This is a genomic window from Sphingomonas sp. M1-B02 (assembly GCF_026167525.1).
Lineage (GTDB): Bacteria > Pseudomonadota > Alphaproteobacteria > Sphingomonadales > Sphingomonadaceae > Sphingomonas.
The window spans coordinates 626491-653183 of the sequence record NZ_CP110679.1; the positions used below are offsets into that span (position 1 = coordinate 626491).

24 protein-coding genes, 2 tRNA genes and 1 pseudogene are annotated in these 26693 nt (G+C 66.9%); 20 read left to right on the forward strand and 7 right to left on the reverse strand.

Annotation, left to right across the window (positions count from 1 at the left end; translation table 11 throughout):
- The first annotated feature begins 33 nt into the window (after nt 1-33).
- From rnk to OKW87_RS03120, 3 genes are all read left to right on the forward strand, one after another.
- Complete coding sequence (rnk, locus tag OKW87_RS03110; RefSeq protein ID WP_265542219.1) at nt 34-486, forward strand: nucleoside diphosphate kinase regulator; 453 nt, start codon at nt 34-36, stop codon at nt 484-486.
- Nucleotides 487-690: 204 nt separating this feature from the next.
- The gene (locus tag OKW87_RS03115; protein WP_265542222.1) at nt 691-1515 is read left to right on the forward strand and encodes a sulfite exporter TauE/SafE family protein; all 825 of its coding nucleotides are present in this window, start codon (nt 691-693) and stop codon (nt 1513-1515) included.
- Between the two features lie 14 nt (nt 1516-1529).
- Nucleotides 1530-2645 carry a pyridoxal phosphate-dependent aminotransferase gene (locus OKW87_RS03120; RefSeq protein WP_265542223.1) on the forward strand — a complete coding sequence of 372 codons (1116 nt, stop codon included), beginning with the start codon at nt 1530-1532 and terminating at the stop codon, nt 2643-2645.
- Nucleotides 2646-2685: 40 nt separating this feature from the next.
- On the opposite strand, the gene OKW87_RS03125 is transcribed toward OKW87_RS03120, so the two are convergent.
- Both OKW87_RS03125 and cysS read right to left on the reverse strand, forming a co-directional pair.
- Entirely contained in the window at nt 2686-3621 is a 936-nt protein-coding gene (locus OKW87_RS03125) for a D-2-hydroxyacid dehydrogenase (RefSeq protein ID WP_265542225.1), read from the reverse strand.
- 135 nt (nt 3622-3756) lie between these two features.
- Nucleotides 3757-5205, reverse strand: a complete 1449-nt coding sequence (gene cysS, locus OKW87_RS03130; protein ID WP_265542227.1) for a cysteine--tRNA ligase — start codon at nt 5203-5205, stop codon at nt 3757-3759.
- 231 nt (nt 5206-5436) lie between these two features.
- On the opposite strand from cysS, the gene OKW87_RS03135 reads away from it, so the two are divergent.
- Genes OKW87_RS03135 through OKW87_RS03150 form a run of 4 tightly spaced genes read left to right on the forward strand, consistent with a single transcriptional unit; the run spans nt 5437 to nt 8169 of the window.
- On the forward strand, nt 5437-5592 hold the full coding sequence (locus OKW87_RS03135; RefSeq protein WP_265542229.1) for a hypothetical protein: 156 nt from the start codon (nt 5437-5439) through the stop codon (nt 5590-5592).
- 10 nt (nt 5593-5602) lie between these two features.
- The gene (locus tag OKW87_RS03140; RefSeq protein WP_265542231.1) at nt 5603-6151 is read left to right on the forward strand and encodes an SRPBCC family protein; all 549 of its coding nucleotides are present in this window, start codon (nt 5603-5605) and stop codon (nt 6149-6151) included.
- Between the two features lie 26 nt (nt 6152-6177).
- A complete protein-coding gene (locus OKW87_RS03145; RefSeq protein ID WP_265542233.1) occupies nt 6178-7365 on the forward strand; it encodes a zinc-dependent alcohol dehydrogenase in 1188 nt (395 codons plus the stop codon).
- 12 nt (nt 7366-7377) lie between these two features.
- Nucleotides 7378-8169 carry an SDR family NAD(P)-dependent oxidoreductase gene (locus OKW87_RS03150; RefSeq protein WP_265542234.1) on the forward strand — a complete coding sequence of 264 codons (792 nt, stop codon included), beginning with the start codon at nt 7378-7380 and terminating at the stop codon, nt 8167-8169.
- Nucleotides 8170-8228: 59 nt separating this feature from the next.
- Here OKW87_RS03150 and OKW87_RS03155 read toward each other — a convergent pair whose 3' ends face one another.
- Entirely contained in the window at nt 8229-8495 is a 267-nt protein-coding gene (locus tag OKW87_RS03155) for a hypothetical protein (protein ID WP_265542238.1), read from the reverse strand.
- A 12-nt stretch (nt 8496-8507) separates the two neighbouring features.
- On the reverse strand, nt 8508-8693 hold the full coding sequence (locus OKW87_RS03160; RefSeq protein ID WP_265542240.1) for a hypothetical protein: 186 nt from the start codon (nt 8691-8693) through the stop codon (nt 8508-8510).
- A gap of 214 nt (nt 8694-8907) precedes the next feature.
- On the opposite strand from OKW87_RS03160, the gene OKW87_RS03165 reads away from it, so the two are divergent.
- Nucleotides 8908-9333 carry a glycine zipper 2TM domain-containing protein gene (locus OKW87_RS03165; protein ID WP_265542241.1) on the forward strand — a complete coding sequence of 142 codons (426 nt, stop codon included), beginning with the start codon at nt 8908-8910 and terminating at the stop codon, nt 9331-9333.
- A gap of 70 nt (nt 9334-9403) precedes the next feature.
- On the opposite strand, the gene OKW87_RS03170 is transcribed toward OKW87_RS03165, so the two are convergent.
- Nucleotides 9404-9477 (reverse strand) — tRNA-Cys (locus OKW87_RS03170).
- A gap of 176 nt (nt 9478-9653) precedes the next feature.
- Here OKW87_RS03170 and OKW87_RS03175 point away from each other — a divergent pair.
- The 10 genes and pseudogenes from OKW87_RS03175 to OKW87_RS03220 all read left to right on the forward strand — a co-directional run bounded on the left by OKW87_RS03175 (nt 9654) and on the right by OKW87_RS03220 (nt 23487).
- Entirely contained in the window at nt 9654-10337 is a 684-nt protein-coding gene (locus OKW87_RS03175; protein WP_265542242.1) for a protein-L-isoaspartate O-methyltransferase family protein, read from the forward strand.
- A gap of 13 nt (nt 10338-10350) precedes the next feature.
- The gene (locus tag OKW87_RS03180; RefSeq protein ID WP_265542243.1) at nt 10351-11937 is read left to right on the forward strand and encodes a TolC family outer membrane protein; all 1587 of its coding nucleotides are present in this window, start codon (nt 10351-10353) and stop codon (nt 11935-11937) included.
- A gap of 36 nt (nt 11938-11973) precedes the next feature.
- The gene (locus OKW87_RS03185; RefSeq protein ID WP_265542244.1) at nt 11974-12504 is read left to right on the forward strand and encodes a DUF2497 domain-containing protein; all 531 of its coding nucleotides are present in this window, start codon (nt 11974-11976) and stop codon (nt 12502-12504) included.
- A gap of 50 nt (nt 12505-12554) precedes the next feature.
- The gene (locus tag OKW87_RS03190; protein ID WP_265542245.1) at nt 12555-14591 is read left to right on the forward strand and encodes an alpha/beta hydrolase family protein; all 2037 of its coding nucleotides are present in this window, start codon (nt 12555-12557) and stop codon (nt 14589-14591) included.
- 161 nt (nt 14592-14752) lie between these two features.
- Nucleotides 14753-17551, forward strand: a complete 2799-nt coding sequence (locus OKW87_RS03195; RefSeq protein ID WP_265542247.1) for a valine--tRNA ligase — start codon at nt 14753-14755, stop codon at nt 17549-17551.
- Between the two features lie 129 nt (nt 17552-17680).
- Nucleotides 17681-19126 (forward strand): annotated as a pseudogene (locus OKW87_RS03200) (MATE family efflux transporter).
- Between the two features lie 39 nt (nt 19127-19165).
- Entirely contained in the window at nt 19166-20152 is a 987-nt protein-coding gene (gene hemB, locus OKW87_RS03205) for a porphobilinogen synthase (RefSeq protein ID WP_265542249.1), read from the forward strand.
- Entirely contained in the window at nt 20149-20679 is a 531-nt protein-coding gene (locus OKW87_RS03210; protein ID WP_265542250.1) for a GNAT family N-acetyltransferase, read from the forward strand. Before hemB ends, OKW87_RS03210 begins: the two co-directional genes overlap by 4 nt.
- Nucleotides 20676-21227: a GNAT family N-acetyltransferase gene (locus OKW87_RS03215; protein ID WP_265542252.1), complete on the forward strand. Its 552-nt coding sequence runs from the start codon at nt 20676-20678 to the stop codon at nt 21225-21227. The genes OKW87_RS03210 and OKW87_RS03215 overlap by 4 nt, the downstream gene beginning before the upstream one ends.
- Before the next feature lie 22 nt (nt 21228-21249).
- A complete protein-coding gene (locus tag OKW87_RS03220) occupies nt 21250-23487 on the forward strand; it encodes a fused MFS/spermidine synthase (protein WP_265542253.1) in 2238 nt (745 codons plus the stop codon).
- Here OKW87_RS03220 and OKW87_RS03225 read toward each other — a convergent pair.
- Nucleotides 23484-23975 carry a hypothetical protein gene (locus tag OKW87_RS03225; RefSeq protein ID WP_265542255.1) on the reverse strand — a complete coding sequence of 164 codons (492 nt, stop codon included), beginning with the start codon at nt 23973-23975 and terminating at the stop codon, nt 23484-23486. The two genes, OKW87_RS03220 and OKW87_RS03225, sit on opposite strands and share 4 nt — an antisense overlap.
- 81 nt (nt 23976-24056) lie before the next feature.
- Between OKW87_RS03225 and OKW87_RS03230 the strand changes: the two genes are divergently transcribed.
- Nucleotides 24057-24133, forward strand: a tRNA-Arg gene (locus OKW87_RS03230).
- A gap of 26 nt (nt 24134-24159) precedes the next feature.
- Nucleotides 24160-24879 carry a DUF72 domain-containing protein gene (locus tag OKW87_RS03235; protein WP_265542256.1) on the forward strand — a complete coding sequence of 240 codons (720 nt, stop codon included), beginning with the start codon at nt 24160-24162 and terminating at the stop codon, nt 24877-24879.
- Between the two features lie 148 nt (nt 24880-25027).
- Here the strand turns inward: OKW87_RS03235 and OKW87_RS03240 are convergent, their stop codons facing one another.
- Nucleotides 25028-26626 carry a pectate lyase gene (locus tag OKW87_RS03240; RefSeq protein ID WP_265542257.1) on the reverse strand — a complete coding sequence of 533 codons (1599 nt, stop codon included), beginning with the start codon at nt 26624-26626 and terminating at the stop codon, nt 25028-25030.
- Nucleotides 26627-26693 lie beyond the last annotated feature (67 nt).

Below are 26693 nucleotides of genomic sequence, written 5' to 3' on the forward strand. Positions count from 1 at the left end.
CGCGGCCACCCTTGAATGTGAAAGCGTGAACCTGTGGAAAAACTGCATGACGTGACGGGCGACAGTCGCCCGGCGATCCGGCTCATCGATAGCGAATGCGATGCGCTCTATGCGCTGGCGCTGACGATCCAGCCGCGCAAACCCGATCTGGCGGCGATGCTGCTGGCCGAACTCGACCGGGCGGAGGTCTATGCCGCGCGCGACCTGCCCGACGACGTGGTGACGATGGGCAGCCGGGTGGAGTTCGTCGACGAGAACAGCCTGGTGCGGCGGACGGTGGAGCTGGTCTATCCGCAGCATGCCGACATCGCGGCGGGGCGGGTGTCGATCCTGTCGCCGGTGGGGGTGGGGCTGATCGGGATGCGGGCGGGGAGCTCGATCCTGTGGCCCGATCGCGAGCGGCACCTGCGCACGCTGCGGATCGTGCGGGTGTTCGCGCCCGAGCGGACGCTCCAGCGCGGCGAGGCGGCGCTGGCCACCAGCTAAGCCCCTTGTGCGGGGGCGGGGCGCTGCATAGGATGCGCACTGCCGGGAGTCGCAGGCCCGGCAGGCGCGGCCATGCGCCGAGGAACCAGCTAGAACGCGGCCCCTTCCGATAGCCACAGGCACGAAGGACGAGCGGCGGTCCGGAGAGGCAGAAAGCTCCTAGCGGGAGAGTTTCGTGCTGGTTCGCGTGCGGATATCCTTTTCATGACGATCGTCGACTGGGTCGAGGCGATTGCCGCGATGCTGGCGGCGGGCTTGCTTGCGGGCTTCGCCGGCGGGCTGTTCGGGATCGGGGGCGGGTTCGTCGTGGTGCCGGCCCTGTTCTTCGTGCTGCCGCTGCTGGGGGGCAGCGCGGCCGAGCTGGCGCATGTCGCGATCGGGACCTCGCTGGCGACGATCGTCGCGACCTCGCTGCGATCGGTGCATGCCCATGCCAAGCGCGGGGCGGTGGATTTCGAGATGCTCAGGAGCTGGGCGCCGTGGATCGTGCTGGGCGTCGGCGGCGGCGTGCTGCTGGCGGCGCGGGTGCCGGGGGCGGGGCTGGCGATCATCTTCGGCAGCGGGGTGACGCTGATGGCGCTGCATTTCCTGTTTCCCTTGTTCGGCGGGCGCCAGCTGGCGACCGAGATGCCGGGCGGCGCGGCGCGTGCCGGAATTGCGGGCGGGCTGGGCGCTTTCTCGTCGCTGCTGGGGATCGGCGGGGGGACGATCGCGATCATCGTGATGACGCTGTGCGGCAAATCGATCCACCGGGCGATCGCGACCGCTTCGGGGATCGGGGCGATCATCGCGGTGCCGGGGGCCGTGGGGTTCGTCGCGATCGGGCTGGGGGCGCCGGGGCTGCCTTACGGATCGCTGGGGTTCGTCAACGTGCCAGCCGCGCTGGTGGTGACTTCTACGACTTTGATCTCGGCGCCGTGGGGCGTGGCGGCGGCGCATGCGCTGAGCCCGCTGCTGCTGCGGCGTGTGTTCGGACTGTATCTGGTGGCAATCGGCATCCTGATGATCGGCAACGGCCTGCGGGCCTAACAGGGAGACGGGCGATGGTGATGGTTTCACGACGGGGCGTGATCGCGGCAGGCGCCGCAACCGCCGCGTGCGCGGCATTTCCGGCGCATGCGCGGCGGGCCGAGACGGACGCGGCGCCGCTCTTCGGGCCGGCGGCGGGGGTGGCTTTGCTGTCGCGCAACGAAAATCCCTATGGCCCGGCGCCGAGCGCGATCGCGGCGATCAACCAGTGGGCGAGCAAGGGATGCTATTATGCCGATGGCGGCGCGAAGAAGCTGACCGCGATGATCGCCGAGCGCTTCGGCGTGACCCCCGACCATGTCACGATCGGCAGCGGATCGACCGAAGTGCTGAGCGCGGCGGGGATGGCCTTCGCCGGGAAGGGCGCGATCCTGTGCCCCGAACTGTTCTGGGACACGACCGCGCTCTATGCCGAGGCGAAGGGCGCGAAGCTCAAGCGGGTGGCGATGACCGACGGGCTCGAGGTCGACCTGGACGCGATGGCCGCGGCGATGGGCCCCGATGTCGGGATGGTCCATATCTGCAACCCCAACAACCCGACCGGGCGTCTGCTCGACGGCGACAAATTGCGCGGCTTCGTCCGCGCGGTGAGCCCCAAGGCGCCGGTGCTGATCGACGAGGCCTATATCGAGCTGACCGACCGGCCGGGCTACAGCTCGGTGGCGGGCCTGGTGAACGAAGGGCTCGACGTGGTGGTCTGCCGGACCTTCTCGAAGATCTACGGCATGGCGGGGCTGCGGGTGGGCTATGCGGTCGGGCGGCCCGATACGATCGCGAAGATCCGCGACTATGAGACGAGCTTCGGGGGGAATACCGCCGGGCTGGCCGCGGCGATCGCTTCCTATGACGATACGGCGTTCACGACCTTCTCGAAGAACCGGATCGGCGAGGCGCGGGGGATGCTGCAGGCGGCGGTAAAGAGCGCCGGGCTGACCGCGCTGCCGAGCGAGACCAACTTCCTGTTCGTGAAGGTGGGCGATGCCGACACGGTGCAGAAGGCGATGGCCGAGAAGGGGATCCTGATCCGCGGGGCTTATGGCAAGTGGAAGAACTGGTCGCGGGTGAGCACGGGGAAGATCGAGGATGTGCGGCGCTATGTGGCGGCGTTGCCGGGGGTGGTTAGGGCCTGAATTCTAGCCCCTCCCCTTCAGGGGAGGGGCTTTAGTAGGTCTAATAGCCCGCGCTCAGATCGACTTCGTTCTTGAGCGGCTCGCCGGCCAGGAACGCGTGCACGTTCGCCACGAACAGCTCCGCGGCGCGGACGAACATCCGCGTCTGGCTGCGGCCCGAGAGGTGCATCGAATGGATGATGTTGGGGGTGGTCCATAAGGGGTGTTCGGGGGGCAGCGGCTCGGGGGTGACGGTATCGAGGAAGGCGCCGGCGATGCGGCGCTTGTTGATCGCTTCGATCAGCGCCTCCTGGTCGATCAGATCGCCGCGGCCGACATTGACGATCCAGGCGGAGGGTTTGCATGCGCGCAGCTCGGCCTCGCCGATCATCGCCTTGCTCTCGGGCGTGGCGGGGGCGGCGAGGACGATCCAGTCAAACTCGGGGAGGCGCGCGCGCCAGGCGTCGGGGCCGATCGTGCCGGGCGCGGCGGTGCGGGTGACGCCGGTGACGGTGACGCCGAAGCCGGCGAGGCGCTCGCCGATCAGCCGGCCGATCGTGCCGTAGCCGATGACGAGGGCTTGGGTTTCGAACAGTTCGAGCTTGCCGGGGGCGTCGCGCGGCCATTCGTGCCGGTCGGCGGCGCGGACGACCTGATCGAAGCGCTTGGCGGCGACGAGCACGCCCATCACGGCGTATTCGGCGACCGTATGCGCGTTGACGCCGCTGCCGTTGGTGACGCGGGTGCCCTGTGCGAGGAGTCTCGGCTTATCGAGCGGATCGAGCCCGGCATAGATGGTGGAGAGCCATTTGAGCTTCGTGCCGGCAGCGGCGGCGGCGGCCCATTGGCCGGGGACGTTGGAATCGACCCAGCCGATATCGGCGTCGGCGACCAGCTCGATCGCTTGCTCCGGGGTGGCGAACCAGTGGACGTCGACGCCCGGGGGGAGGTGGGGCTCGACGAGCGGGCGGGCGAGAGCGGGGAGGACGGCTTTCATGGGGGTGGGATAGCCGACCCACCTTGGTTCGTCATCCCGGCGAAAGCCGGGATCCAGGGTGGCGGAGGGCAGCGCTGCTTGGCTCTGGATCCCGGCTTTCGCGGGATGACGGATTGGGGTTGGGGCGGTGAACGCCTAAAGCGCGGGCTTCCAGTCCCAGCCGAGCGGATCGCCGTCCATGACTTCCACGCCGGCGGCGGTGAGTTCGTCGCGGATCGCGTCGGAACGGGCGAAGTCCTTGGCGGCGCGGGCTTCGCGGCGTTCGGTCAGGCGGGATTCGACGTCCTCGGCGGTGAGCGTTGCGCTTTTAGGGGCGAGGCGGAGGGCTTCGCGGGTGAGGCCGAGCAGGTTCAGGCCGAGGACGGCGTCGAACTCTCTTACGAGATCCATCCGATCATACGCAATCAAAGCTTTGTCGCTCACCAGCTCGTCAAGCACAGAGAGGGCTTTCGGCGTGTTCAGATCGTCCGACAAGGCTTTATCAAGTCGCTCTGAATATACGAAGCTTGCGCGAGATTGCTGCGAAATTTCTCTTTGTGCTTTTAGTACGGAGATCGCCATGACTAGCCGTTTCAGGCGGGTGAGCGCTGCCGACAGGTTTTCTGCGGTGAACTCCAGCTCGCTGCGATAGTGCGCTTGCAGGCACATCAGGCGGTACGCCAGCGGGTGCACGCCGGCGTCGATCAGCGACTGGAGGGTGGTGAAGCCGCCCTTTGACTTGGACATCTTGCCCTGGCGATCGACCAGGAAATTATTGTGCATCCAGAAGCGCGCGCCCGAATCGCCGCAGCCGCAAAAGGCCTGGTTCTGGGCGATTTCGTTGGGGTGGTGGATCTCGCGATGATCGATGCCGCCGGTGTGGATGTCGAACGGGGCGCCTAAATATTGCAGGCTCATCACCGAGCATTCGAGGTGCCAGCCGGGGGCGCCTTTGCCCCAGGGGGAGTCCCATTCCATCTGGCGCTGCTCGCCGGGCGGGGACTTGCGCCAGATCGCGAAATCCTGGGGGTGGCGCTTGCCGGCGACGGGATCGATGCGGCCTTCGCGTTCGTCGTCCTGATTGCCGGCGAGGCGGCCATAATCGGGGACGGTGCTGCTGTCGAAATAGAGGCCGGAATCGAGCTCGTAGCAGTGCTGCGGCGCGATCTTCTCGGCGAAGGCGATCATCTGGGGGATGTGATCGGTGGCGACCGCCCAGCGGCTGGGCTCGCTGATGTTGAGGTCGGCGATATTCTGCTTGAAGGCCGCGGTGTAATGCGCGGCGACGTCCCAGATGCTTTTGGACTGCGCCCTGGCGGCGGCTTCCATCTTGTCGTCGCCGGCATCGGCGTCGCTGGTCAGGTGGCCGACGTCGGTGATGTTGATGACGTGGGTGAGGGCATATCCCTTCCAGCGGAGGACGCGGCTCAGCGTGTCGGTGAAGACATAAGCGCGCAGATTGCCGAGATGGGCGTAATTATAGACGGTGGGGCCGCAGGAATAGACGCGCACGCCTTTTGCCGGGTCGAGCGGGGTGAAACGCTCGAGGCAGCGGGTCATTGAGTTGTAGAGGGTGAGGGGGTGGGCAGACATGCGTGCGGCCATAGCGGCTCTGTTTCTCCACGTCATCCCGGCGAAAGCGGGAGCCAGAGCCACTTAGGACATTACTTGTGACCCTGGATCCTGGCTTTCGCCGGGATGACGGTGTTTTGTGGGGAACGGCCCTCGTTGTGAAGGGTTAAGAAATCCGAAGCGTCCGTGCCCCGCGGCGCCCCGAAAACTGATCTATATCAGGCGGATAGCGGGAAATTGCCCTGCTTTCCGAGGAGATGACTCATGTCCAAGGACCTATCCGAAGGCGGCGCGAAGGATGCGGGCGCCGAGCTGACGCCAGACTCCGATCCGGGCCTGCAGAACGAATCCCGCCAGGCGGTGAAGAACCAGGGCAAGGCCGTGCCGGAAGATTATCCCGGCGGGCACGAGCAGAATTGAGGAGAATCCCATGAGCGATGTTCGCGACGACGCTCCGTCTTATGTTTCCAAGGACGGCGATATCCAGAAAAGCGAGGCCCAGGGCGGCGAAGGCACCGTGTGGGGCCGGACCGTCAGCATCAATCGATCGCGCGCGGAGCTTTATGCTTATTGGCGCGACTTCGGCAATCTGGCGACCTTCATGTTCAACGTTGAGGATATCACCGTCCTCGACGACAAGCGCTCGCACTGGAAGGTGAAGGGGCCGAACGGGACCTATGAATGGGATTCGGTGGTGACCGAGGACGTGCCCGGCGAACTGATCGCCTGGGAAGCCGATGGCGACGTCAAGAATAGCGGCCGCATCGAGTTTCGCGACGGGCCGGCGGGACATGGCACCTTCGTGCGCGCGGTGATGGCCTATGATCCGCCCGCGGGCGTGATCGGCAAGCTGATCGCCACCTTCACGCAGAAGGAGCCGCAGATCCAGTCGATGCGCGACCTGCGGCGCTTCAAGCAGGTCATGGAAGCCGGCGAGATCGCGACGACCACGCCGCCGAACCGCGAGCCCGCTTCCTGATTCAAAGTTTTACCGGAGAATTCGAAATGCGCGCACTCACCTGGCACGGCAAGCACGACGTGCGGATGGAAACCGTCCCCGATCCCGAAATCATCAATCCGCGCGATGCGATCATCAAGATCACCTCGACGGCGATCTGCGGATCCGACTTGCATCTCTATGACAGCTATATCCCGACCCTGCAGAAGGGCGACATCCTCGGCCATGAGTTCATGGGCGAAGTCGTCGATGTCGGCTCCAAGTCGACGCTGAAGAAGGGGCAGCGCGTGGTGGTGCCCTTCACCATCTCGTGCGGCAGCTGCTTCCATTGCTCGAAGACGCAATATTCGGCGTGCGAGAACGGCAATCCGGCCGACAACCAGGACCTCGGCCAGACAATGTATGGCGAGCCGATGTCGGCGCTGTTCGGCTATACGCATCTGACCGGCGGCTATCCGGGCGGGCAGGCGGAGTTGGTCCGCGTGCCCTTCTCCGACGTGGGTCCGATCGTGGTCCCGGACGGGCTGGAGGACGACAAGGTCCTGTTCCTCTCCGACATCCTGCCCACCGGCTGGATGGCGGCGGAGAATGCGATGATCGAGCCGGGCGATACCGTTGCGGTGTGGGGCTGCGGTCCGGTCGGGCTGTTCGCGGTGCAGTCGGCGTTCAAGATGGGCGCCGAGCGCGTCATCGCGATTGACCATTTCCCGCATCGGCTGGAGCTGGCGGCAGGATTCGGCGCCGAGACGATCAACTATGAAGAGACCGACACCTATCATGCGCTGATGGAGATGACCGGCGGGATCGGTCCCGACGCGGTGATCGACGCAGTGGGCCTGGAGGCGCATGGCTTCTTCGCGGACAATGTCGTCGACCAGATCAAGGCGTCCACCTTCCTGGGCACCGATCGTCCGCACGCGCTGCGCCAGGCGATCGTCGCGTGCCGCAAGGGCGGGCGCGTGTCGGTGCCCGGCGTCTATGGCGGCTTCCTCGACAAATTCCCGTTCGGCGCGGTGATGGAGAAGGGGCTGACGCTCAAGACCGGGCAGACGCACGTCCAGAAGTACCTCCCGCAGCTGCTGGAGATGATCGGCAATGGCGAGCTGGATACGACCTTCCTGATCTCGCACCGGCTCGGGCTCGAGGACGCGCCCGAGGGGTACCGGAAGTTCAAGGAAGAGCAGAATAGCTGCACCAAGGTGGTGCTCAAGCCGGGCTTGGTTGCGGCGGCGTAAGGAGTAGCGAAAATGGCGAACAAATTGGCAGTGATCACCGGCGCCTCGACCGGCATCGGCAAGGAAATCGCGAAGATCGCCGCGAGCGAGGGCTATGACCTGATCGTGGTGGCGGACGAGCCGCTGGTCGACGCGGCGGGCGAACTCGACAGCTATGGCGTGAGCGTCGAGGCGATCGAGGCGGACCTTTCGACCTTCGAGGGCAACGACACGTTGCTTGCGGCCACGAACGGGCGGGAGATCGACATCCTCGTCGCCAATGCCGGGCGCGGGCTGGGGCAGGGCTTCCTGACCCAGGATCCGGCCGAGTGGCGCCACGTGATCGACACCAATGTCGTCGGCACGACCTATCTGCTCCAGAAGGTGCTCCAGCAGATGGTTGCACGCGACGAGGGCAATGTGCTGATCACCGGATCGATCGCCGGGCTGATCCCGGGCGCGTGGCAGGCAGTCTATAACGGCACCAAGGCCTATCTCGACAGCTTCTCCTATGCGCTGCGCGAGGAGTTGAAGGATACCAAGGTCAACGTAACGGTGCTGATGCCGGGGCCGACCGAGACCGAGTTCTTCCGCCGCGCCGACATGCTCGACACGCCGGTGGGCGAAGGCGAGAAGGCCGATGCCGGCAAGGTGGCGAAGGACGGCTGGGACGCGATGACCGACCGCAAGGGCCATGTCGTCTCGGGCTTCATGAACAAGGTCCAGGCGGCGATAAGCCACCTGACGCCGGACAGCATGCTCGCCAAGATGCATACGGGGCAGGCGAAGCCGGACGGTGTGGAAGAGAGCAAAAGCGGGCGGTAGGGCCTGATGCGCAAAGCGAAAGAGGGCGTCCCGGCTTCGGCCGGGGCGCCCTGTTCGCGTCAGTAGGACTCGACGGCTGCGCGGACCATCGCGTTCCAGATCTCGGCGGGGTTCGAACCGGCGGCGCGGCCTGCCTCGACCATCTCGGAGGTAGGCTCGCGCAAGGTCTTGAGCACCGCCACGGCGCGCGCGACTTCGGCCTCCCAGACGGCGTCGACCGCACTGCCGACACTTGGATCCTGGCCCTCGCCGTTGATGCTGAGCGCCTCGGCGGCGATTACGCGAGCAATCCGCTCGACGGGCGAGGTCACGGCGATGTCAGTCATGCAGGACTCCGATCAGGCGGCGAGCGCGCGTAACGGGCGCTTGCGCAGGACGTTGTTGCCGAAATTGCCGCCGGCGACGAGCGGAAGCGCGGTTGCGCAGAAGGCGCATTCGGCGGTCATCCGCCCGATCATCCACTGCGAATTGCCGCAGCTTGGGCAATGATTGACCTCCTGCGGCCGATAGCTAGCGCGATACATCCGTCTTTCTCCGAACTGATCCTGCCGCAACGGTGTGGAATCGCGGTTTGTTCCCGAGGCTGCGGCCGATGCAGCTTTCGCGCGTGCGCCGTGACCCTGATGCCACAATCCCGGTTATGAACGGCGGCTAACGGACGCGTTCAGGCGCGCTGCACGTGGCAAGGTGCATATCCCTACCAACGGTGGCGATGCCGCCCCCCACGGAGGATGTCCCATGAAGAAGATCTTGCTCAGCGCAGCCCTTGCCACCAGCGTCGCCCTTGGCGGCCTTGCCGCCACCCCGGCGGCCGCGCAGAATGATGGCTATGGCTATGGCTATGGCGATCGCGGTTACAGCCAGGACTATCGCGGCGGCGGGCGTGGGTATGACCGAGGCCACGATCGCGGTTATCGGGGCGATCGCGGCTATCGCAACCAGCGCGCCTATCGTCAGCGCTTTGACGACCGCCGCTGCAGCAACGGCGCGACCGGCACGATCGTCGGCGCGATCGCGGGCGGCCTTCTGGGCGGAGAGATCGGCCGGGGCTATCGCGGCCGCAGCACAACCGGAACGCTGCTCGGCGCCGGTGCAGGCGCGCTGCTCGGCAACCAGATCGACCGGGGCGATTGCGGCCGGGGCGGGCGCGGCTACCGCCGCTAATCCCTCACAGGATTGACAGGGGCGTCCGCGAGCAATCGCGGGCGCCCTTTGCGCGTTTCCAGTCTGAGGATGGAGGCCCGACCGGGAATCGAACCCGGGTGCGAGGATTTGCAGTCCTCTACGTCACCACTCCGCCATCGGGCCCCGATGCGAGGCGGCGAAATGCGCCGGGGGAGCGGCGCCTGTCAACAAGGACGTGCGAACATTGTTTCAAATATGCGCCGGCCTTGCTTGGCGATGACGCTGCAGCGCGATACAAGCGTAGCGATATCAACTAGTGTATTGCGCAACTAACACGGTTGTGCGACAGAGCCGGAGTGATGATGGCCCTTCCCGTCGATTCCTCGCCCGTCGAAGCGACCCGCTTCGAAGCGATGCGCCACGCAATGGTTGCGAGCCAGTTGCGGACCAACGCGGTCAACGACCCGCGCGTGGTGGAAGCGATGGCGAAAGTGGCGCGCGAGGACTTCCTGCCGGAAGCGCAGCGCGCGATCGCCTATCGCGACGGCTTGCTGCCGCTGGTCGGCGGGCGCAACCATAATTCGCCGCTCGCGACCGGGCGGCTGCTGACCGAAGCGCAGATCCGGCCGAGCGATCGCGTGCTGCTGATCGGCGCGGCGGGGGGCTATGCCGCGGCGGTGCTGGCGTTGCTCGCGGGTTCGGTGGTGGCGCTGGAGAGCGAGGAATCGCTGGCAGGGCTCGCCCGCGCCGCGCTGGCGGCAGGCGGCAATGTCGAAGTCGTGGAGGGATCGCTCGAGGCGGGCTGGGCCGCGGGGGCGCCTTATGACCTGATCGTGATCGACGGCGCGGTGGAATTGGTGCCCGATGCGCTGGTGGAGCAGCTAGCGATCGGCGGACGCGTGGTGACGGGGGTGATCGAGCGCGGCGTGACGCGGCTCGCTTCCGGACTGCGCAGCGAGGGGGGCTTCGGACTGGTCGACTTCCTCGACGTGGAATGCGCCCTGTTGCCTGGTTTCCGACGCGTACGGACCTTCACTTTCTGAAAAGAAGACAATGATGCGACTATCCTCTCTGCTTCTGGGCGCGAGCTTGACTGCGGTCGTAACGCCTGCCGCCGCGCAGACCGTGACGACTCGCCAGGGCACCGCGACGCCGGTGACCGTCCAGACGCGGGAGCAGACCGCAACTCCGGCGCTGGCCCCGGCCGCGCAACCGACGACGGACCTGCGCGCGGCGCTGGTGCAGACCTATCGGAGCAACCCCGATCTGGCAGGCGAGCGCGCCAACCAGCGCGCCAATGACGAGAATGTGCCGATCGCCCGATCGCAGGGACGGCCCGGGGCCACTTCGAACATGTCGCTCAGCGACAGCCTGTACGACAGCGACGCGACCTTCGGCCCGAGCCGAACGGGCCGGCTGGGGCTCGACATATCGCTGCCGGTCTTCAGCGGCGGCGCGGTGCGCAATTCGGTTCGGGCGGCGGAGACTCGGGTGAATGCAGGCCAGGCCAATCTGCGTGGCGCCGAATCGGATATCTTCACCCAGGCGGTGACGGTCTATGTCGACGTGCTGCGCGACGAAGCGATCGTGCGGCTGAACCAGCAGAATGTTCGCGTGCTCGACGTCAATCTGCGCGCAACTCGCGATCGATTCGAAGTAGGCGACCTGACCCGCACCGACGTCGCCCAGTCCGAGGCGCGGCTGGCGCTGGCGCAGGGCCAGTTGCGGACCGCCGAGGCGCGGCTGATCGGCAGCCGCGAAAATTATATCCGCGTGGTCGGCACCCCGCCGGGGGTGCTCGCCGCACCGCCGCCCTTGCCCAATCTGCCCGACGATGTGGCGACGGCGGAGCAGATCGCGCTGGGCAACAATCCTTTCCTGGAGGCCACGCAACTCGCGCGCGATGCGAGCCGATTCGACGTGCGGGTGGCGCGCGCCGGGCGGCTGCCGCAGGTGAGCATCGGGCTGGGCGGCAATTATTATAATTATCTGGGCTCGGTCGGTAGCCAGGGCGCGAGGCTGGGTTTTCAGGACGACGGCTTCGCCTCCACGCTGGGCGCGCAGGTCTCGATCCCGGTCTTCCAGGGCGGGCGGCCAGCGGCCCAGATTCGCCAGGCGCAGGCGCGGGAGGCCGCGGCGATGGAGAATGTGACGCTCACCGAGCGGGGCGTGATCGCGCAGGCACGCTCGTCCTTCGCCACCTATGAAAGTTCGCTGCGGGTGATCGAATCGTCGCGGATCGCAGTCGAGGCCAACCAATTAAGCCTGGAGGGCGTTCGCGCCGAGAACAGCGTCGGCACCCGCACGATCCTCGACATCCTGAACGCCGAGCAGGAATTGCTGAACAGCCAGGTGCAATATGTCACCGCCGAGCGCGACGCCTATGTCGCCGGCTTCACGCTGCTTGCGTCGATGGGCCGCGCGGAGGCGAAGGACCTGAACCTCGACGGCGGGCCGCTGTACGACCCGGCGGTCAATTACGATCGGGTGAAGGGCCGCTGGAACGACTGGTCGAACGATCCCGCGCCGACCGCCGCGAGCACCCCGACGACCGGAACCCCGGCGCAGGGCGCGATCGTCCCGCCCGGACAAGTTGATCCCTTGCTGCAGCGATCGGTTGACACCACCCGTACTAATCCTTGATTGAGCGGGGGGCAGCCAGAAGGATATAGGCCGGCTATGGGGGACATCAGCGCCGAACCTTCGATGGAGGAAATCCTTTCATCGATCAAACGCATCATCGCCGAGGAAGGCGATGCAGCGGTTGCGACGCGTACGCGGCGGAGCCGGGCCGTGCCCGCCACCGCCCGCGCGGCGCGCGACGAACTTGACGACCAGGGGAGCGACGAAGTGCTCGAGCTCAGCGAGCCGGTCGCCGACGAATTCCCCGGGGAAAGGCCAAGAGCGATGGGCGCACCGACGCCTCCCGAACCCGCCCGTGCCGAAAATCTCCGCGCCGAACCCTCGCACGACCCGGTCGCCAAGGCCGAGCCGATCCTGTCCGAACGTGCCACCGAAGCGACTCGCGGGCCGCTCGAGGCGTTGTCGCGGCTGATCGTGCGGCCGGAGGTTGCCGGGAGCGACACGCTGGAAGGCATGGTCCGCGACATGCTGAAGCCGATGTTGCGTGAATGGCTCGACTCCAATCTGCCGCAGCTCGTCGAGACGATGGTGGCGCGCGAGATTTCGCGGATCACCGGGCGGCAGTAGCGCCGCGCCCTTCCCTTGCGGGAAGGGGCGTTCGATGCTCTATCGTCCGCATGAAGCATCTCCTGCTCGCGGGCGCCATGCTCGCCACCTTCGCCGTGCCGGCATCGGCACGAGACCTCACGATCCAGGACGTCGCGGCGCTGTCGCGAGTCGGCGCGCCGGCGGTATCGCCGGACGGGCGCTGGCTCGTCTGGCAGCAGCGCGAGACCGACCTTGCCGCCAACCGCGGGCGCTTCGACCTGTGGCGGCTCGACCTGCGCCGGAAGGGCGCCGTGCCCGAGAAACTGGTGGCGGAGGCCGAAGTCAATGAAACCGGGCCGCAATTCTCGGCGGACGGGTCGACCGTGTATTTCCAGTCGGACAAGGGCGGCGAGGATGCCGTGTGGGGGGTCGCGGTCGGCGGCGGCGCGGCGACGCAGCTGACGCGCATTCCGGGCGGGTTCAGCGGCTTCAAGGTAGCGCCGACGGGCGACAAGTTGCTCGTCTGGGCGGATCGCAAGCCGGGGGCGCCGAACCTGGAGCCGGCGATGGTCAAGAAGGACCCCAATGCGGGTTCGGGCCGCACCTATGACCAGTTGTTCGTGCGCCACTGGGACACATGGGCGAATGGCGAGCGCTCGCAACTGTTCGTGCTGCCGTTCGGCGCCAACGGAGCCAGCGGCGACGGGGTTGCGATCGGCGGGGCGCTGATCGGCGATACGCCGTCTAAGCCGTTCGGCGGCGGCGAGGAGCTCGACTGGTCCCCCGACGGCAAGACCGTCTATTTCGCGCTGCGCGAAGCGGGGCGGATCGAGCCGACCTCGACCAATCTCGACATCTTCGCGGCGCCTGCCGACGGATCGGCGGCGCCGGTAAACCTGACGCCCGACAATGACGGGACCGACAGCTTGCCGGTCGTATCGCCGGACGGGAAGTGGCTGGCCTACATGTCGATGGCGCGGGCGGGCTATGAGGCGGACCGGCAGGTGCTCAAGTTGCGCGATCTGGCCAGAGGCGCGACGCGGGCGCTCACCGAGGGCTGGGATCGCTCGGTCGGCTCGATCGCCTGGGCGCCCGACGGCAAGCGCATCTATGTCACCGCGCAGGATGTGCAGGAGCAGCCGATCTTCGCGGTGGATCCGAAAAGTGGCACGATGACACGTCTGACGCAGGAGGGGGCGGTGTCCGCGGTGGTGCCGACGCGCGACGGCATGATCTTCGCGATGAACAGCCTGACTGCGCCCGACGATTTCTACCGTCTCGCGGGGAAGAAACAGGAGCGGCTGACGGCGGTGAATGCGACGAAGCTGGCCGGTATCGACTTACCCAAGGTCGAGCGGTTCAGGTTTGCCGGGGCGAATGGCGACAGGGTCTGGGGCTATTCGGTGCGACCGGCGGCGCTGGCGGCGGGCGCCAAGGCGCCGGTCGCGTTCGTCGTCCATGGCGGGCCGCAGGGATCGAGCAACAACAGCTGGTCGTATCGCTGGAACCCGGCGGTGTTTGCCGGCGCGGGCTATGCGGTGGTGTCGGTCGATTTCCACGGATCGACGGGCTACGGCCAGGCCTTCACCGACGCGATCCGCAACAATTGGGGCGGCTGGCCGCTCGAGGATCTGCAGAAGGGTCTCGCGGCGGCGACGGCGCGATTCTCCTATCTCGACGGCGACAACGCCTGCGCGCTCGGGGCGTCGTACGGCGGCTACATGATGAACTGGATCGAGGGCCGGTGGCCCGATCGCTTCAAGTGCATCGTCCAGCATGACGGCGTGTTCGACGCGCGGGCGATGGCCTATGAGACCGAGGAGCTGTGGTTCGACGAATGGGAGCATGGCGGCAAGGCCTATCATGAGGACCCCGCGGCCTATGAGAAATGGAACCCGGTCCACCATGTCGACAAGTGGAAGACGCCGATGCTGGTGATCCACGGCGAGAAGGATTTCCGCATTCCCTATACGCAGGGGCTGGCGGCGTTCACGGCGCTGCAGCGGCGCGGCGTGGACTCGCGGCTGCTGGTGTTCCCGGACGAGAATCACTGGGTGCTGAAGCCGAAGAACAGCATGCAATGGTATGGCGAAGTGCTGGGGTGGCTGGGGAAATATACGAAGTGACAGGTCGTTCCCCTACCGCTTGCGGGAGGGGCTAGGGGAGGGGAGAGCCGCGGGCCATATAGTTTGTGGCCGGCCCCTCCCCCCGACCCCTCCCGCAAGCGGGAGGGGAGCGACTACGGCACGGGTTGTGCGAGACTTCCGTACACCGCTAAAGCCCCTGCATGACCGAGCTTCCCAAGACCTTCGACCCCGCCGAAATCGAATCGCGCTGGTATGCGCATTGGGAGCGCGAAGGCCTGTTCGCGCCCGAGCGGCCGGGGGCCGATCCGTGGACCTTGGTGAACCCGCCGCCCAACGTTACCGGCAGCCTGCATATCGGCCATGCGCTCGACAATACGCTGCAGGACATCCTCGTCCGCCACGCGCGGCTGAAAGGCAAGAACGCGCGCTGGGTGGTCGGCACCGACCATGCCGGGATCGCGACGCAGATGGTGGTCGAGCGGCAGTTGAACGCCGCCCGCGCCAAGCGCACCGACTTCAGCCGCGAAGAATTCGTCGCGAAGGTCTGGGAGTGGAAGGAAGAGAGCGGGGGCGAGATCACCCAGCAGCTCCGCCGGCTCGGCTGTTCGATGGACTGGGCGAACGAGCGCTTCACGATGGATGCGGGCTTTTCGAAGGCCGTGCTCAAGGTGTTCGTCGAGCTGCACCGGCAGGGGCTGCTCTATCGCGCCAAGCGGCTGGTCAATTGGGACCCGGCGCTGCGCACCGCGATCAGCGACCTCGAGGTCGAGACTCGCGAAGTCGCGGGCCATATGTGGCACTTCAAATATCCGCTCGCGGGGGGCGAGACCTATCTTTATGTCGAGCGCGATGCCGAGGGGCAGATCGTGCTGGAGGAAGAGCGCGACTATATCGCGATCGCCACGACCCGGCCGGAGACGATGCTGGGCGACGGCGCGGTCGCGGTGAACCCGCGCGACGCGCGTTACGCCCCGATCGTCGGCAAGCTGTGCGAAATCCCGGTGGGGCCCAAGGAGCATCGCCGGCTGATCCCGATCATCTCGGACGACTATCCCGATCCCGCGTTCGGATCGGGCGCGGTGAAGATCACCGGCGCACACGACGCCAACGATTATGGCGTGGCGCAGCGCAACGGCATTCCGCTCTATCGGCTGATGGACGAGCATGCCGCGATGCGGACTGACGGCGCGCCTTATGCCGAGGCGGCGGCGCGGGCGCGGGAGATTGCGGGCGGCGCGGCGGTCGATGCGGCCGAGGTCGATACGCTGAACCTGGTGCCTGACGCCTATCGCGGACTCGATCGCTACGAAGCGCGGGCGCGGGTGGTGGCGGACATCGCTGCCGAGGGGCTGATGCTGACCGTCGAGGACAAGACGATCATGCAGCCGTTCGGCGATCGCAGCGGCGTGGTGATCGAGCCGATGCTGACCGACCAATGGTATGTCGACGCGGCGACGCTGGCCAAGCCGGCGATCGAGGCGGTGCGATCGGGCGCGACCAAGATCGTGCCGAAATCGTGGGAAAAGACCTATTTCAACTGGATGGAGAATATTCAGCCGTGGTGCGTCTCGCGGCAGCTCTGGTGGGGGCACCGGATCCCGGCCTGGTTCGCCGAGGATGGCAGCATCTATGTCGCCGAAAGCGAGGCCGAGGCGCAGGCGCAGGCGGGCGCGGGGGTCGTCCTGGTGCAGGATCCTGACGTGCTCGATACCTGGTTCTCGTCGGCGCTGTGGCCGTTCGCGACGATGGGCTGGCCGGATGCGGACGCGAAGGCGGCGGGCCGCTATCCCAATGACGTGCTGATCTCGGGCTTCGATATCCTGTTCTTCTGGGATGCGCGGATGATGATGCAGGGCTTGCACTTTTTGGGCGAAGTGCCGTTCAAGACGCTGTATCTGCACGGTTTGGTGCGCGCGGCGGATGGGCAGAAGATGTCCAAGTCGAAGGGCAATGTCGTCAATCCGCTGGGGCTGATCGACCAATATGGCGCCGATGCGCTGCGCTTCTTCATGGCGGCGATGGAGAGCCAGGGCCGCGACATCAAGATGGATGAGAAGCGGATCGAGGGCTATCGCAACTTCGCGACCAAGCTGTGGAACGCGGCGCGCTTCTGCCAGTCGAACGGGATCGGGGCGCGCACCACGCTGGAGCCGCCCGCGGCCGAGCTGGCGGTCAATCGCTGGATCATCGCGGAGACGGTGGGATGCGTGCAGGCACTCGACCTGGCGCTGGCCGACCTGCGCTTCGACGAGGCGGCGAACACGATCTACCAGTTCGCCTGGAGCCGCTTCTGCGACTGGTATCTCGAACTGATCAAGCCGCTGATCCAGGGCGAAGGCGGGGTGCCGGCGACGGGCGCCGGCGCGGACGAGACGCGCGCCGTGGCGGGCTGGGTGCTCGATCAGATATTGGTGATCCTGCACCCGTTCATGCCGTTCATCACCGAGGAGCTCTGGTCGAAGACCGGCGCGCGCTCGCACGACCTGATCGTCGCGCAGTGGCCGATGGCGGACGCGCGGGCGCTCGATCCGGCGGCGGCGCAGGAGATCGACTGGCTGATCCGGCTGGTGAGCGAGATCCGCGCGGCGCGGACCGAGCTGAACGTGCCGCCGGGTGCGCGTTTGCCACTCCATGTGCGCGATGCTTCGGCTGAGACCAGCGAGCGACTGGCGCGGCAACAGACCGTGCTCGCCCGACTGGCGCGAGTCGATCAGGCCGCGGGCGATGCCGCCGAGGGCAATGCCCTGCAAGTGGTGGTCGATGAAGCGACCTTCGTGGTGCCGCTGGGCGGGGTGGTCGACCTCGAGGCCGAGCGCGCCCGCCTGACCAAGGCGATCGGCGCGGCCGAGAAGGAGCGCGACGGGCTTGCCGGGCGATTGAACAATCCCAGCTTCGTCGAGAGGGCCAAGCCCGAGGCGGTTGAGAAGGCCAAGGCCGACCATGCCGAGAAATCCGCCGAGGCCGAGCGGTTGTCGGCGGCGTTGGCGCGGCTGGGCTAATCGTCACGCACCCTCACCCTTCCGGCGCTTCGCGCCTCCTTCCCTCTCCCAACGGGAGAGGGAAGGGGCCCGCCGCCGCAGGCGGTGGGAAGGGTGAGGGCGACGGGTTTACTGGATAGCGAACTAGCAATGCCCCGATCCCCCCAACGCCGCGATCTCACGCAAGGCGATGTCGGTCGCACGCTGCTGCTGTTCGCGCTGCCGACGCTGGGATCGAACATCCTCCAGTCGCTCAACGGGTCTATCAATTCGATCTGGGTCGGGCGTTTCCTGGGCGAGAGTGCGCTGGCGGCGACCTCGAACGCAAACATCATCATGTTCCTGATGTTTTAGGCCGTGTTCGGCTTCGGAATGGCCGCGACCATATTGGTGGCGCAGGCAATGGGGCGGGGCGATGTCGAGGGGGCGCGGCGGGCTTTCGGATCGGCGATCGGGCTGATCCTGGGCATATCGGTTGTGGTGGCGACGCTCGGCTGGCTGTTCGCGCCGCAGATCCTCGCGCTGCTCGCGACGCCCGGCGAATCGCTGCCGCTCGCGCTGGCCTATTTGCGGGTGATCTTCCTGGGCCTGCCGGCGTCGATGCTGCTCGTCGTGCTGATGATGGGCCTGCGCGGGAGCGGTGACGCCATGACGCCGCTCTGGTTCATGGGGCTCAGCGTGCTGCTCGATTCGGGCCTGAACCCGCTGTTGATCGACGGGATCGGGCCGTTTCCGCGGATGGGGATTGCGGGCTCGGCGACCGCGACGCTGATCGCCAACCATGTCGCGGTGCTGGGGCTGATCGCGACCATCTATGCGCGCGACCTTTCGATCCGGCTGCGCGGACATGAGCTCCGATGGCTGATCCCGCAGCGGGCGATGATCGCGCTGCTGGTCGCCAAGGGGCTGCCGATGGGCGTGCAGATGCTGGTGATGACCGTATCGGGGCTGACGATGATCGGGCTGATCAACCGGCTCGGGGTCGATACCGCCGCGGCCTATGCGGTCTCGCAGCAGCTCTGGACCTATATCCAGATGCCGGCGATGGCGATCGGTGCGGCCGTGAGTTCGATGGCGGCGCAGAATATCGGGGCGGGTCGCTGGGACCGGGTGGGGGCGATCACGCGATCGGGCCTTCTTTATTCGGTGGCGATCACCGGATCGATGGTCGCCGCCGTGCTGCTGTTTGATCGACCGGTGATGGGGCTGTTCCTCGGCCCGGACAGCCCGGCGCTACCAATCGGGCGGCATATCCAGCTGATCGCGAGCTGGAATTTCGTGCTGTTCGGAATGACGATGGTCCTGTTCTCTACCGTGCGGGCCAATGGCGCGGTATGGGCGCCGCTGTTCGCGCTGATCGTCGCGCTGTATCCGGTGCGGCTCGGCTTCGCGATCCTCGCACGGCCCTGGCTGGGCAGCGACGCGCTGTGGTGGAGCTTTCCGATCGGATCGATGGCGACGCTGGCGATGGCGGTGGCCTATTATCGCTGGGGGAATTGGCGGGGCGGGGCGATCGCCATCCCGCCGGAGCGCGAGGGCGAGGAGCATGTGCTTGCCACCAGCGAGCCTGCGGGCAGGGGGCAGCTTGCGGGCTGACGCTTGCCTGTTTCGCAGCGCTGCCGCAAAAGCCGGGCCATGACTCAATATCCCGCGCTCCGCCTTCGCCGTACCCGCGCTTCGGCCTGGAGCCGGCGGCTGCATGCCGAGACCGTGCTGACCCCGGCGGACCTGATCTGGCCGCTGTTCGTGACCGAGGGGGATGGCGAGGAGCCGATCGCATCGCTGCCCGGCGTTTCGCGCTGGGGACTGGGCGGGATCGTCGAACGCGCGCGCGAGGCGGCGGCGCTGGGAATCCCGTGCGTGGCGCTGTTTCCGAACACGCCGGCGAGCCTGCGCAGCGACGACGGGCGCGAGGCGCTCAATCCGGACAATCTGATGTGCCGGGCGATCAAAGCGATCAAGGATGCGGTGCCCGATCTGGGGGTGCTGACCGACGTCGCGCTGGATCCCTATACCAGCCACGGGCATGACGGGCTGGTCGACGCCGCCGGCTATGTGCTCAACGATGCGACCGCGGCGGTGCTGACCGAGCAGGCGCTGGTGCAGGCGGCGGCGGGGGCGGATATCGTCGCGCCTTCGGATATGATGGACGGGCGGATCGGGCTGATCCGCGAGGCGCTGGAGGCGGGGAGCCACGCCAATGTCCAGATCATGGCCTATGCCGCCAAATATGCGTCGGGCTTCTACGGCCCGTTCCGCGACGCGGTCGGCTCGCGCGGGCTGCTGAAGGGCGACAAGAAGACCTATCAGATGGACCCGGCCAATGCCGAGGAAGCGCTGCGCGAAGTCGCGCTCGACCTGGCAGAGGGCGCGGACAGCGTGATGGTCAAGCCAGGGCTGCCCTATCTCGACATCATAGTCCGAGTGAAGAGCGAGTTTCAGGTGCCTGTATTCGCTTATCAGGTGAGCGGCGAATATGCGATGATCGAGGCTGCGGCGGCAGTGGGCGCGGGCGATCGCGACACGCTGGTGCTCGAGACGCTGCTGGCGTTCAAGCGCGCCGGCTGCTCGGGGGTGCTGACCTATCATGCGCCGCTGGCGGCGCGGCTGCTGGGGGCGTGATCCGGACGGCGCGGCTGCTGTTGCGTCCGATCGAGGGGCGCGACCGGGCGGCGCTGCGGGCGATGCTGAGCGATCCCGAGCTGATGCGCGACCTGGTGCGCGATCCGACCCCCGAAAGCGCCGAGGCCAGCATCGACCGGCATGTGCGGTTTCGCGAGACGCATGGGCTCGGTTTCTGGGTGGTCGAGCAGGAAGGCGCCGTCGCCGGCTTTTGCGGGCTCAAGCCGGGCGCCGAGGGTACGCCGATCGACGGCGAGATCGAGATCGGCTGGATCTTCGGGCACGCTTATTGGGGGCAGGGGCTGGCGCGCGAGGCGGCGCAGGCGAGCCTCGACTGGGCCTGGGCCGAGACGCGCGCGCCGCGCGTGGTGGCGATCACCGCGGCGGAGCATATCAAGAGCCAGCAATTGATGCTGCGGCTGGGCATGCAGCGGCTTGCGGACGGCGATTTCGACCATCCCAAATTCGCCGCCGACGATCCGATGCGGCGCACCGTGACCTTCGCGATCGATCGGCCGGCGCGATGATCGCGACCGAACGGCTGATCCTGCGCCGCTGGGAGGAGCGCGACCGCGCGCCGTTTCACGCCATCTGCTCGGACCCGCAGGTGATGGAGACGCTGGGCCCGGTGATGACTCGACCGCAAAGCGATGGACTGATCGACTGGCTGAACGGCCATGTCGACCGCGTGGGATACAGCTTCTGGGCGATCGAGCGGCGCGAGGACGGCGCGCTGCTGGGTTTCTGCGGGCTCAATCCGGGTGCCGAGGGGACGCCGATCGAGGGTCAAGTGGAGATCGGATGGCGGCTTGGCCGCAGCCATTGGGGGCAGGGCTATGCGCGCGAGGCGGCGCAGGCGAACCTGGACTGGGCGTGGGTGCGCGGCATCGACACCGTCGTCGCGATCACCACGCCCGGCAATGTCCGCAGCTGGGGACTGATGGAACGGCTTGGCATGCGCCCGGTGCCCGGCGGGGCGTTCGCCCATCCGGCGGCAATCGAACGATTGCGTGCGCATATCACCTATCGCATCGATCGGCCAGTGGTTAAGCCGCTGGAAAGCGGCCACGGCTAAACCGCTCGCCGGGAGTATGTGCATGGCCGAAATCGAAGACCAGGGACCGGTGCAAAGCCGCAACCACTGGCTGTTCGTCGTCGCGATTCTCGCAGGATCGTTCCTACTGTTTCTCGTCCAGCCGATGGTGGCGCGGATGGCGCTGCCCAAGCTGGGCGGTGCGCCGGCGGTGTGGAACAGCGCGATGCTGGTCTATCAGGCGCTGCTGCTGGGCGGCTACGCCTATGCGCATATGCTGGGGCGCGTGCCGGTGCGGATGCAGGCCGGGATCCACCTGGCGGTGCTCGCGGTGGCGGCCCTGTGGCTGCCGATCGGCCTGATGCGGATGGAGCTGCCCGCCGATGCCGAGCCGGCGGTGTGGGTACCCTGGCTGTTCGGCGCCTCGATCGGGCCGCTCTTCTTCGCGATCTCGGCGCAGGCACCTTTGCTCCAGCGCTGGTATAGCGCGGCGACGGGGGGGCGCGATCCCTATGCGCTCTATGCGGCATCCAATATCGGCAGCTTCGGCGGGCTGATCGCCTATCCCTTGCTGGTCGAGCCGATGCTGGCGCTCAAGGCGCAGAGCTGGCTGTGGACCGGGGGCTATCTGCTCGTGTTCCTGCTCGTCGCCGGCTGCGCGACGATGCTTCCGCGCAAGCCAGCCGCGACCACGCATGTGCCCTATGAAAGCCCGGCGGCCAGCCGGGGACGGGTGTTGCACTGGATCGCGCTCGCGTTCGTGCCTTCGGGGCTGATGCTGGCGACGACGACCTTCCTGACCACGGATATCGTCGCGGTGCCGATGCTGTGGGTGATGCCGCTGGGCCTCTATCTGCTCAGCTTCTCGGTGGCGTTTCGCGAGAGCGACGCGATCCCGCAGCTGATCGGCAAGTTCGCGCCGGTCGTGCTGCTGCTGTTCGGCGCGACGCTGATCGCGGGGCACCAGAAGCTCGCATATATGAACGCGCTCATCGGGCTGCTGCTGCTGTTCCTGGTGGCGATCGCCTGTCACTCGCGGATGTACCAGCTGCGGCCGGCGCCAGACCGGCTGACGGGCTTCTATCTTGCGATGTCGGTCGGCGGGGCGCTCGGCGGCGTATTTTCCGGGCTCGTCGCGCCGGTGCTGTTCGACTGGACCTATGAATATCCGCTGCTGATCCTGGCGGCGGGGGCGCTGATCCCGCAGACCTTCCTGTTGCCGGTCTTCGGCAGCCTGTGGCGCGGCGAGGGGCAGGCGCTGCGTATCAAGATACTCGCGACGGCGCTGCTGGTGGTGGGGCTGGTCTGGATCGGCATTTCGAACCCGTTGGGGCTGTTCGGCGGGATGCACGAGCAGATCGCCTTCCTGGCGGTTGCCGTCGTCGGGCTGGCCGCGATCGGACGGCGGGTGCCCTATCTGGTGGCGCTGGCGGGCGGGCTGTTCCTGTTCGGCGGCTATCGCTCGATCGAGATGTCGCTCGCCGATGCGCGGACGCGGAGCTATTTCGGGGTCTATACCGTCACCGATTCCGGGGATGAGCGGCGGCTGGCGCATGGCACGACGCTGCACGGCATCCAGCTGAAGGGCGCCCGCTCGCGGATGCCGACGACCTATTATGTGCCCGGATCGGGCGTGGGGCTGGCGATGCTGGCGCTGCCCGAGATTTACGGACCCGCCGCCCGGGTGGGCGTGGTCGGGCTGGGGACGGGTACGCTCGCTTGCTACGCGCAGCCGGGGCAGAGCTGGCACTTTTACGAGATCGACCCCGCCGTGGTGACGCTGGCACGCGAATCGGCGAAATTCACGTTCCTGCCGCAATGCGCGCCGACCGCGAAGATATCGCTGGGCGACGCACGGATCCGGCTGACCGAGGCGGCGCCGCATAGTTTCGACATGCTCGCGCTCGATGCCTTCTCGTCCGACGCGGTGCCGATGCACCTGATGACGAGCGAGGCGTTCCAGACCTATGGCCGGGTGCTGCAGCCGGACGGGCTGCTACTGGTGCACATCTCGAACCGCTTCCTGGCGCTCGCGCCGGTGGTGGCCGCCGCCGCTACCAAGGGCGGCTGGCATGCCGCGCGGATGGTCTATCATCCCTCCGCGCTCGAGCAGAACGACCAGGCCAGCACGTCGGACTGGATCGCGCTTTCGCGCAATCCGCGCACGCTGGCGCGGCTAACCGCGGGCAATTCGGGATGGGCGCCGCTCGAGCCGCGACCGGGCTTTACCGAATGGACCGACGATTTTGCGTCGGTGGTGCCGGTGATCCGCGCCCTCAATCCGTCGCTGGCGGACGATTAGCGCCCCGAAAGGGCGGCCTCGAGACTGGTTACGCGCGCGCCCTGCGCCTTCGTGGCGGCAGCCGCCTCGGCAATGGCGGCGTCGATCGCCGGATACGCCGGCTGGCCGAGCCGGCCGCGTTCGATCGCCAGGGCTTCCAGATCGGCGGCGATGGTGGAGATCGGCGCGCGCAACACGTCGAGCGTGCTGAGCGCCATCTGGGCGTCGAGCCAGGCTTCCGAACCCTCGGGCACACCGCGCGCCACGGCAATCTTGGCCTCGGCGTCGCGGGCGGCGCTGGTGAAGCGCGCATTGGCGGCCTGAAGCGAGGCGGTGATTTCGGCCAGTTGCCTGTCGAGCGCGGCGTCGGCGGTGGCGACGGGGGTCGGCACGTCCGGCTCGGACAGACTCTGCGTCTCGATCGGGCGCGGCAGCAGCGACGGATAGCGATCGGTTCCCTGCGCGCAGCCGGCGAGGGAGATCAGGGCGAGCAGGGTGAGGGGGCGCATGCCAATCCTCTATGCTTGTGGAAAAGGCGACGCAACGGGGTTGCGCTCCGGAGATTCGGCTTCTAAGGACGCCTCTCCCAAGCGCCCGTAGCTCAGCTGGATAGAGCATCAGACTACGAATCTGAGGGTCGGACGTTCGAATCGTTCCGGGCGCGCCACTTCCCCCCATCCGCGGACAGACGCGATGATCCTGAGGATCGGCACTGCCGGATGGTCGATCCCGCGGGAGGTGGCCGGGCAGGTTCCCGGCGAAGGGACGCATCTCCAGCGTTATGCCGCGCGGCTCAACGCCACCGAGATCAACAGCAGTTTTCATCGCCCGCACCGGCCTTCGACCTATGCCCGCTGGGCCGAGGCCGTGCCGGAGGATTTCCGGTTCGCGGTGAAGCTGCCCAAGACGATTACGCACAAGGCCAGGCTGGTGGAGTGCGAGGGGCTGCTCGCGGCATTCGCGGCGGAGATTGCCGGGCTGGGCGCGAAGCGGGGGCCGTTGCTGGTGCAGTTGCCGCCTAGCTTTGCCTATCCGGGCGCGGTGGCGGAGCGGTTCTTCGATGCGGTTGCCGGGTCGCTGGGTGGGCAGGTCGTCGTCGAGCCTCGGCATGCGAGCTGGTACACGCCTGAGGTGGACGCGATGCTCGCCGCGCGCCGGATCGCGCGGGTGATGGCGGATCCGCCGGTGCCCGTGGCGGCCTCCGAGCCGGGCGGCTGGCGGGGGCTGACCTATATCCGGCTGCATGGGGCGCCGCGGGTTTATTATTCCTCCTATGAGCCACCGTTTCTCCGGGACCTTGCGGCCCGGATTGCCGGGTTGCGTGCGGGGGGTGGTGAGGTTTGGACGGTGTTCGACAATACGGCTTCGGGCGCTGCCTTGGGCAATGCGCTGGGGCTGTTGGAGCTGCTCTAACTCTCTGTCGTCATCCCCGAGAAAGCGGGGACCCATCTCCGGAGGCTGCCAAGTGCCCTACCGCCGTGTCGCCCGCAGCCGCTGCAGGAGATGGGCCCCCGCTTTCGCGGGGGGTGACGAAGGTGTTGGGGGTGACGGTCGGAGCGGCTTATCCCCGAATCGCGCTAATCAGCACCTTCATATTCTCGATATAGGTACCGGTGGAGATGCCGGTTACCGGCTTGTCGGTCTCGTAGGGCGAGGTGTCGGTGGCGTCGCCGACCTTGGTCTGGCTAAAGTCGCCCGGGGGCGGGGTCCTGGGGCCGTCGCCGGCGTAGCGGTTGCTGGTGGCGCGGAGCTCGGTTGGCCAATAGCCCTGGGCGTTCAGCGATTTCACCAGCGCGTCGGCGCTGCGCTTGCCGGCGGCGGTGTTGAGGTCCGAGGTCTCGGGACCGTCGGCGAGGAAGTAGCGCGGCAGCGGGCGGGCCGGGCCGGCGCGCAAGGGGGAATCCTTGGTGATTTCTTCCGGATTGGAGGCGAGCAGCTCGGCATGTTCGCGGCGCAGCGCGGGCACGTCGATTGCGCGGACCGAGCTGTAATGGGTGATCGGATTGGCGGGGTCATAATCCGCATAATATTCGCCGTTGACGACGTTCGAGCCGCGGCGGTGGACGTAGAGCGGGCGATTGCTGCCGATCTCGACGAAGGTCGGGTAGGCGCGGCCGCCCTTCACCTGGTCGGCGGGGAGTTTGACCGATTTGAGCCAGTCTAGCGCTTCGGGGACGCGCGCGAGGAACTTCTTGTCGCCGGTCAGGCGATAGAAGCGCAGCAGCTGGCGGATGTTGGCCGCGGTGGTGTGGGTGACGAGTGCGTCGGGCTCATAAGTGCGCGCGCCGACGGGCTTGAGATCGAGCGTATATTGGAGACCCCAGCCGGCCTGGGGGGCGGCCTGTTGCGTCACCAGATAGACGTTCATCGCGCGGACGATCGCGTCGCGGATGCGCGCGTCGCCGCTCCCAAGCACCTGGTAGCACATCAGGAGGAAGGCTATATTCTCACCGGCGACATCATCGTTGAAGGTGATGAAGCTGGTATAGTCCGGCTTCCCGTGGTGGCTGAAATCGCTCTTGAGCGGGTAGCGCTGCGGCCAGCCGCCGATCGAATATTGGCTCTCGAGCACGAAGTTGAGCGCCTTCTGCAGCGCGGGCAGCCAGACCGGATCATGCTTCTCGACATAGAGGCGCAGCAGGAATTGCATCGACTCGGACGTGCCGGCATCGTCGAAGGTGGCGTTGCCCCAATCGTGCTGGAATTCCTCGAGCCGCCAGGCATTCTTGCCGATCGTGGCATACCAGCGGTCGGTGGAGGCCTTGCCGCCGAAATCGCCGAAATAATGCCAGCCGCCGCTTGCATGCTGGACCGCGACCAGCGCCGCGCCGACCTTGGCGGCGGCCTGGTAATAATAGTCATCGCCAGTGGCGTGATAGGCGTCGAGGAAGACATGTCCCATTGTCGCCGTGCCCGGCGGCTGGATCCAGATCATCGTCGGGAAGGCCTCCATCTCGCCCCAGCGACGCGAGAAGTCCGACGTGTAGGACCAGACATAGCCGCCGTTGGTCGACGCCTTTTCGACCATGAAGCGGGTGGCGCGCTTCATCGTGTCCTCGATGCGCTTGTCGTCGGTAGCGGCGAGCACGGGGCTGGCCAGGCCGAGCGTCGCAATCGTCAACAACAGCCAGCGCGACGCCCTGGAAAGCAGCGAGGTCATGCATCCATCTCCCGAGTCTCTTTTCTTTCGGAAGCTTAGCAAGCGAACGATGACACCGGTAGCACCT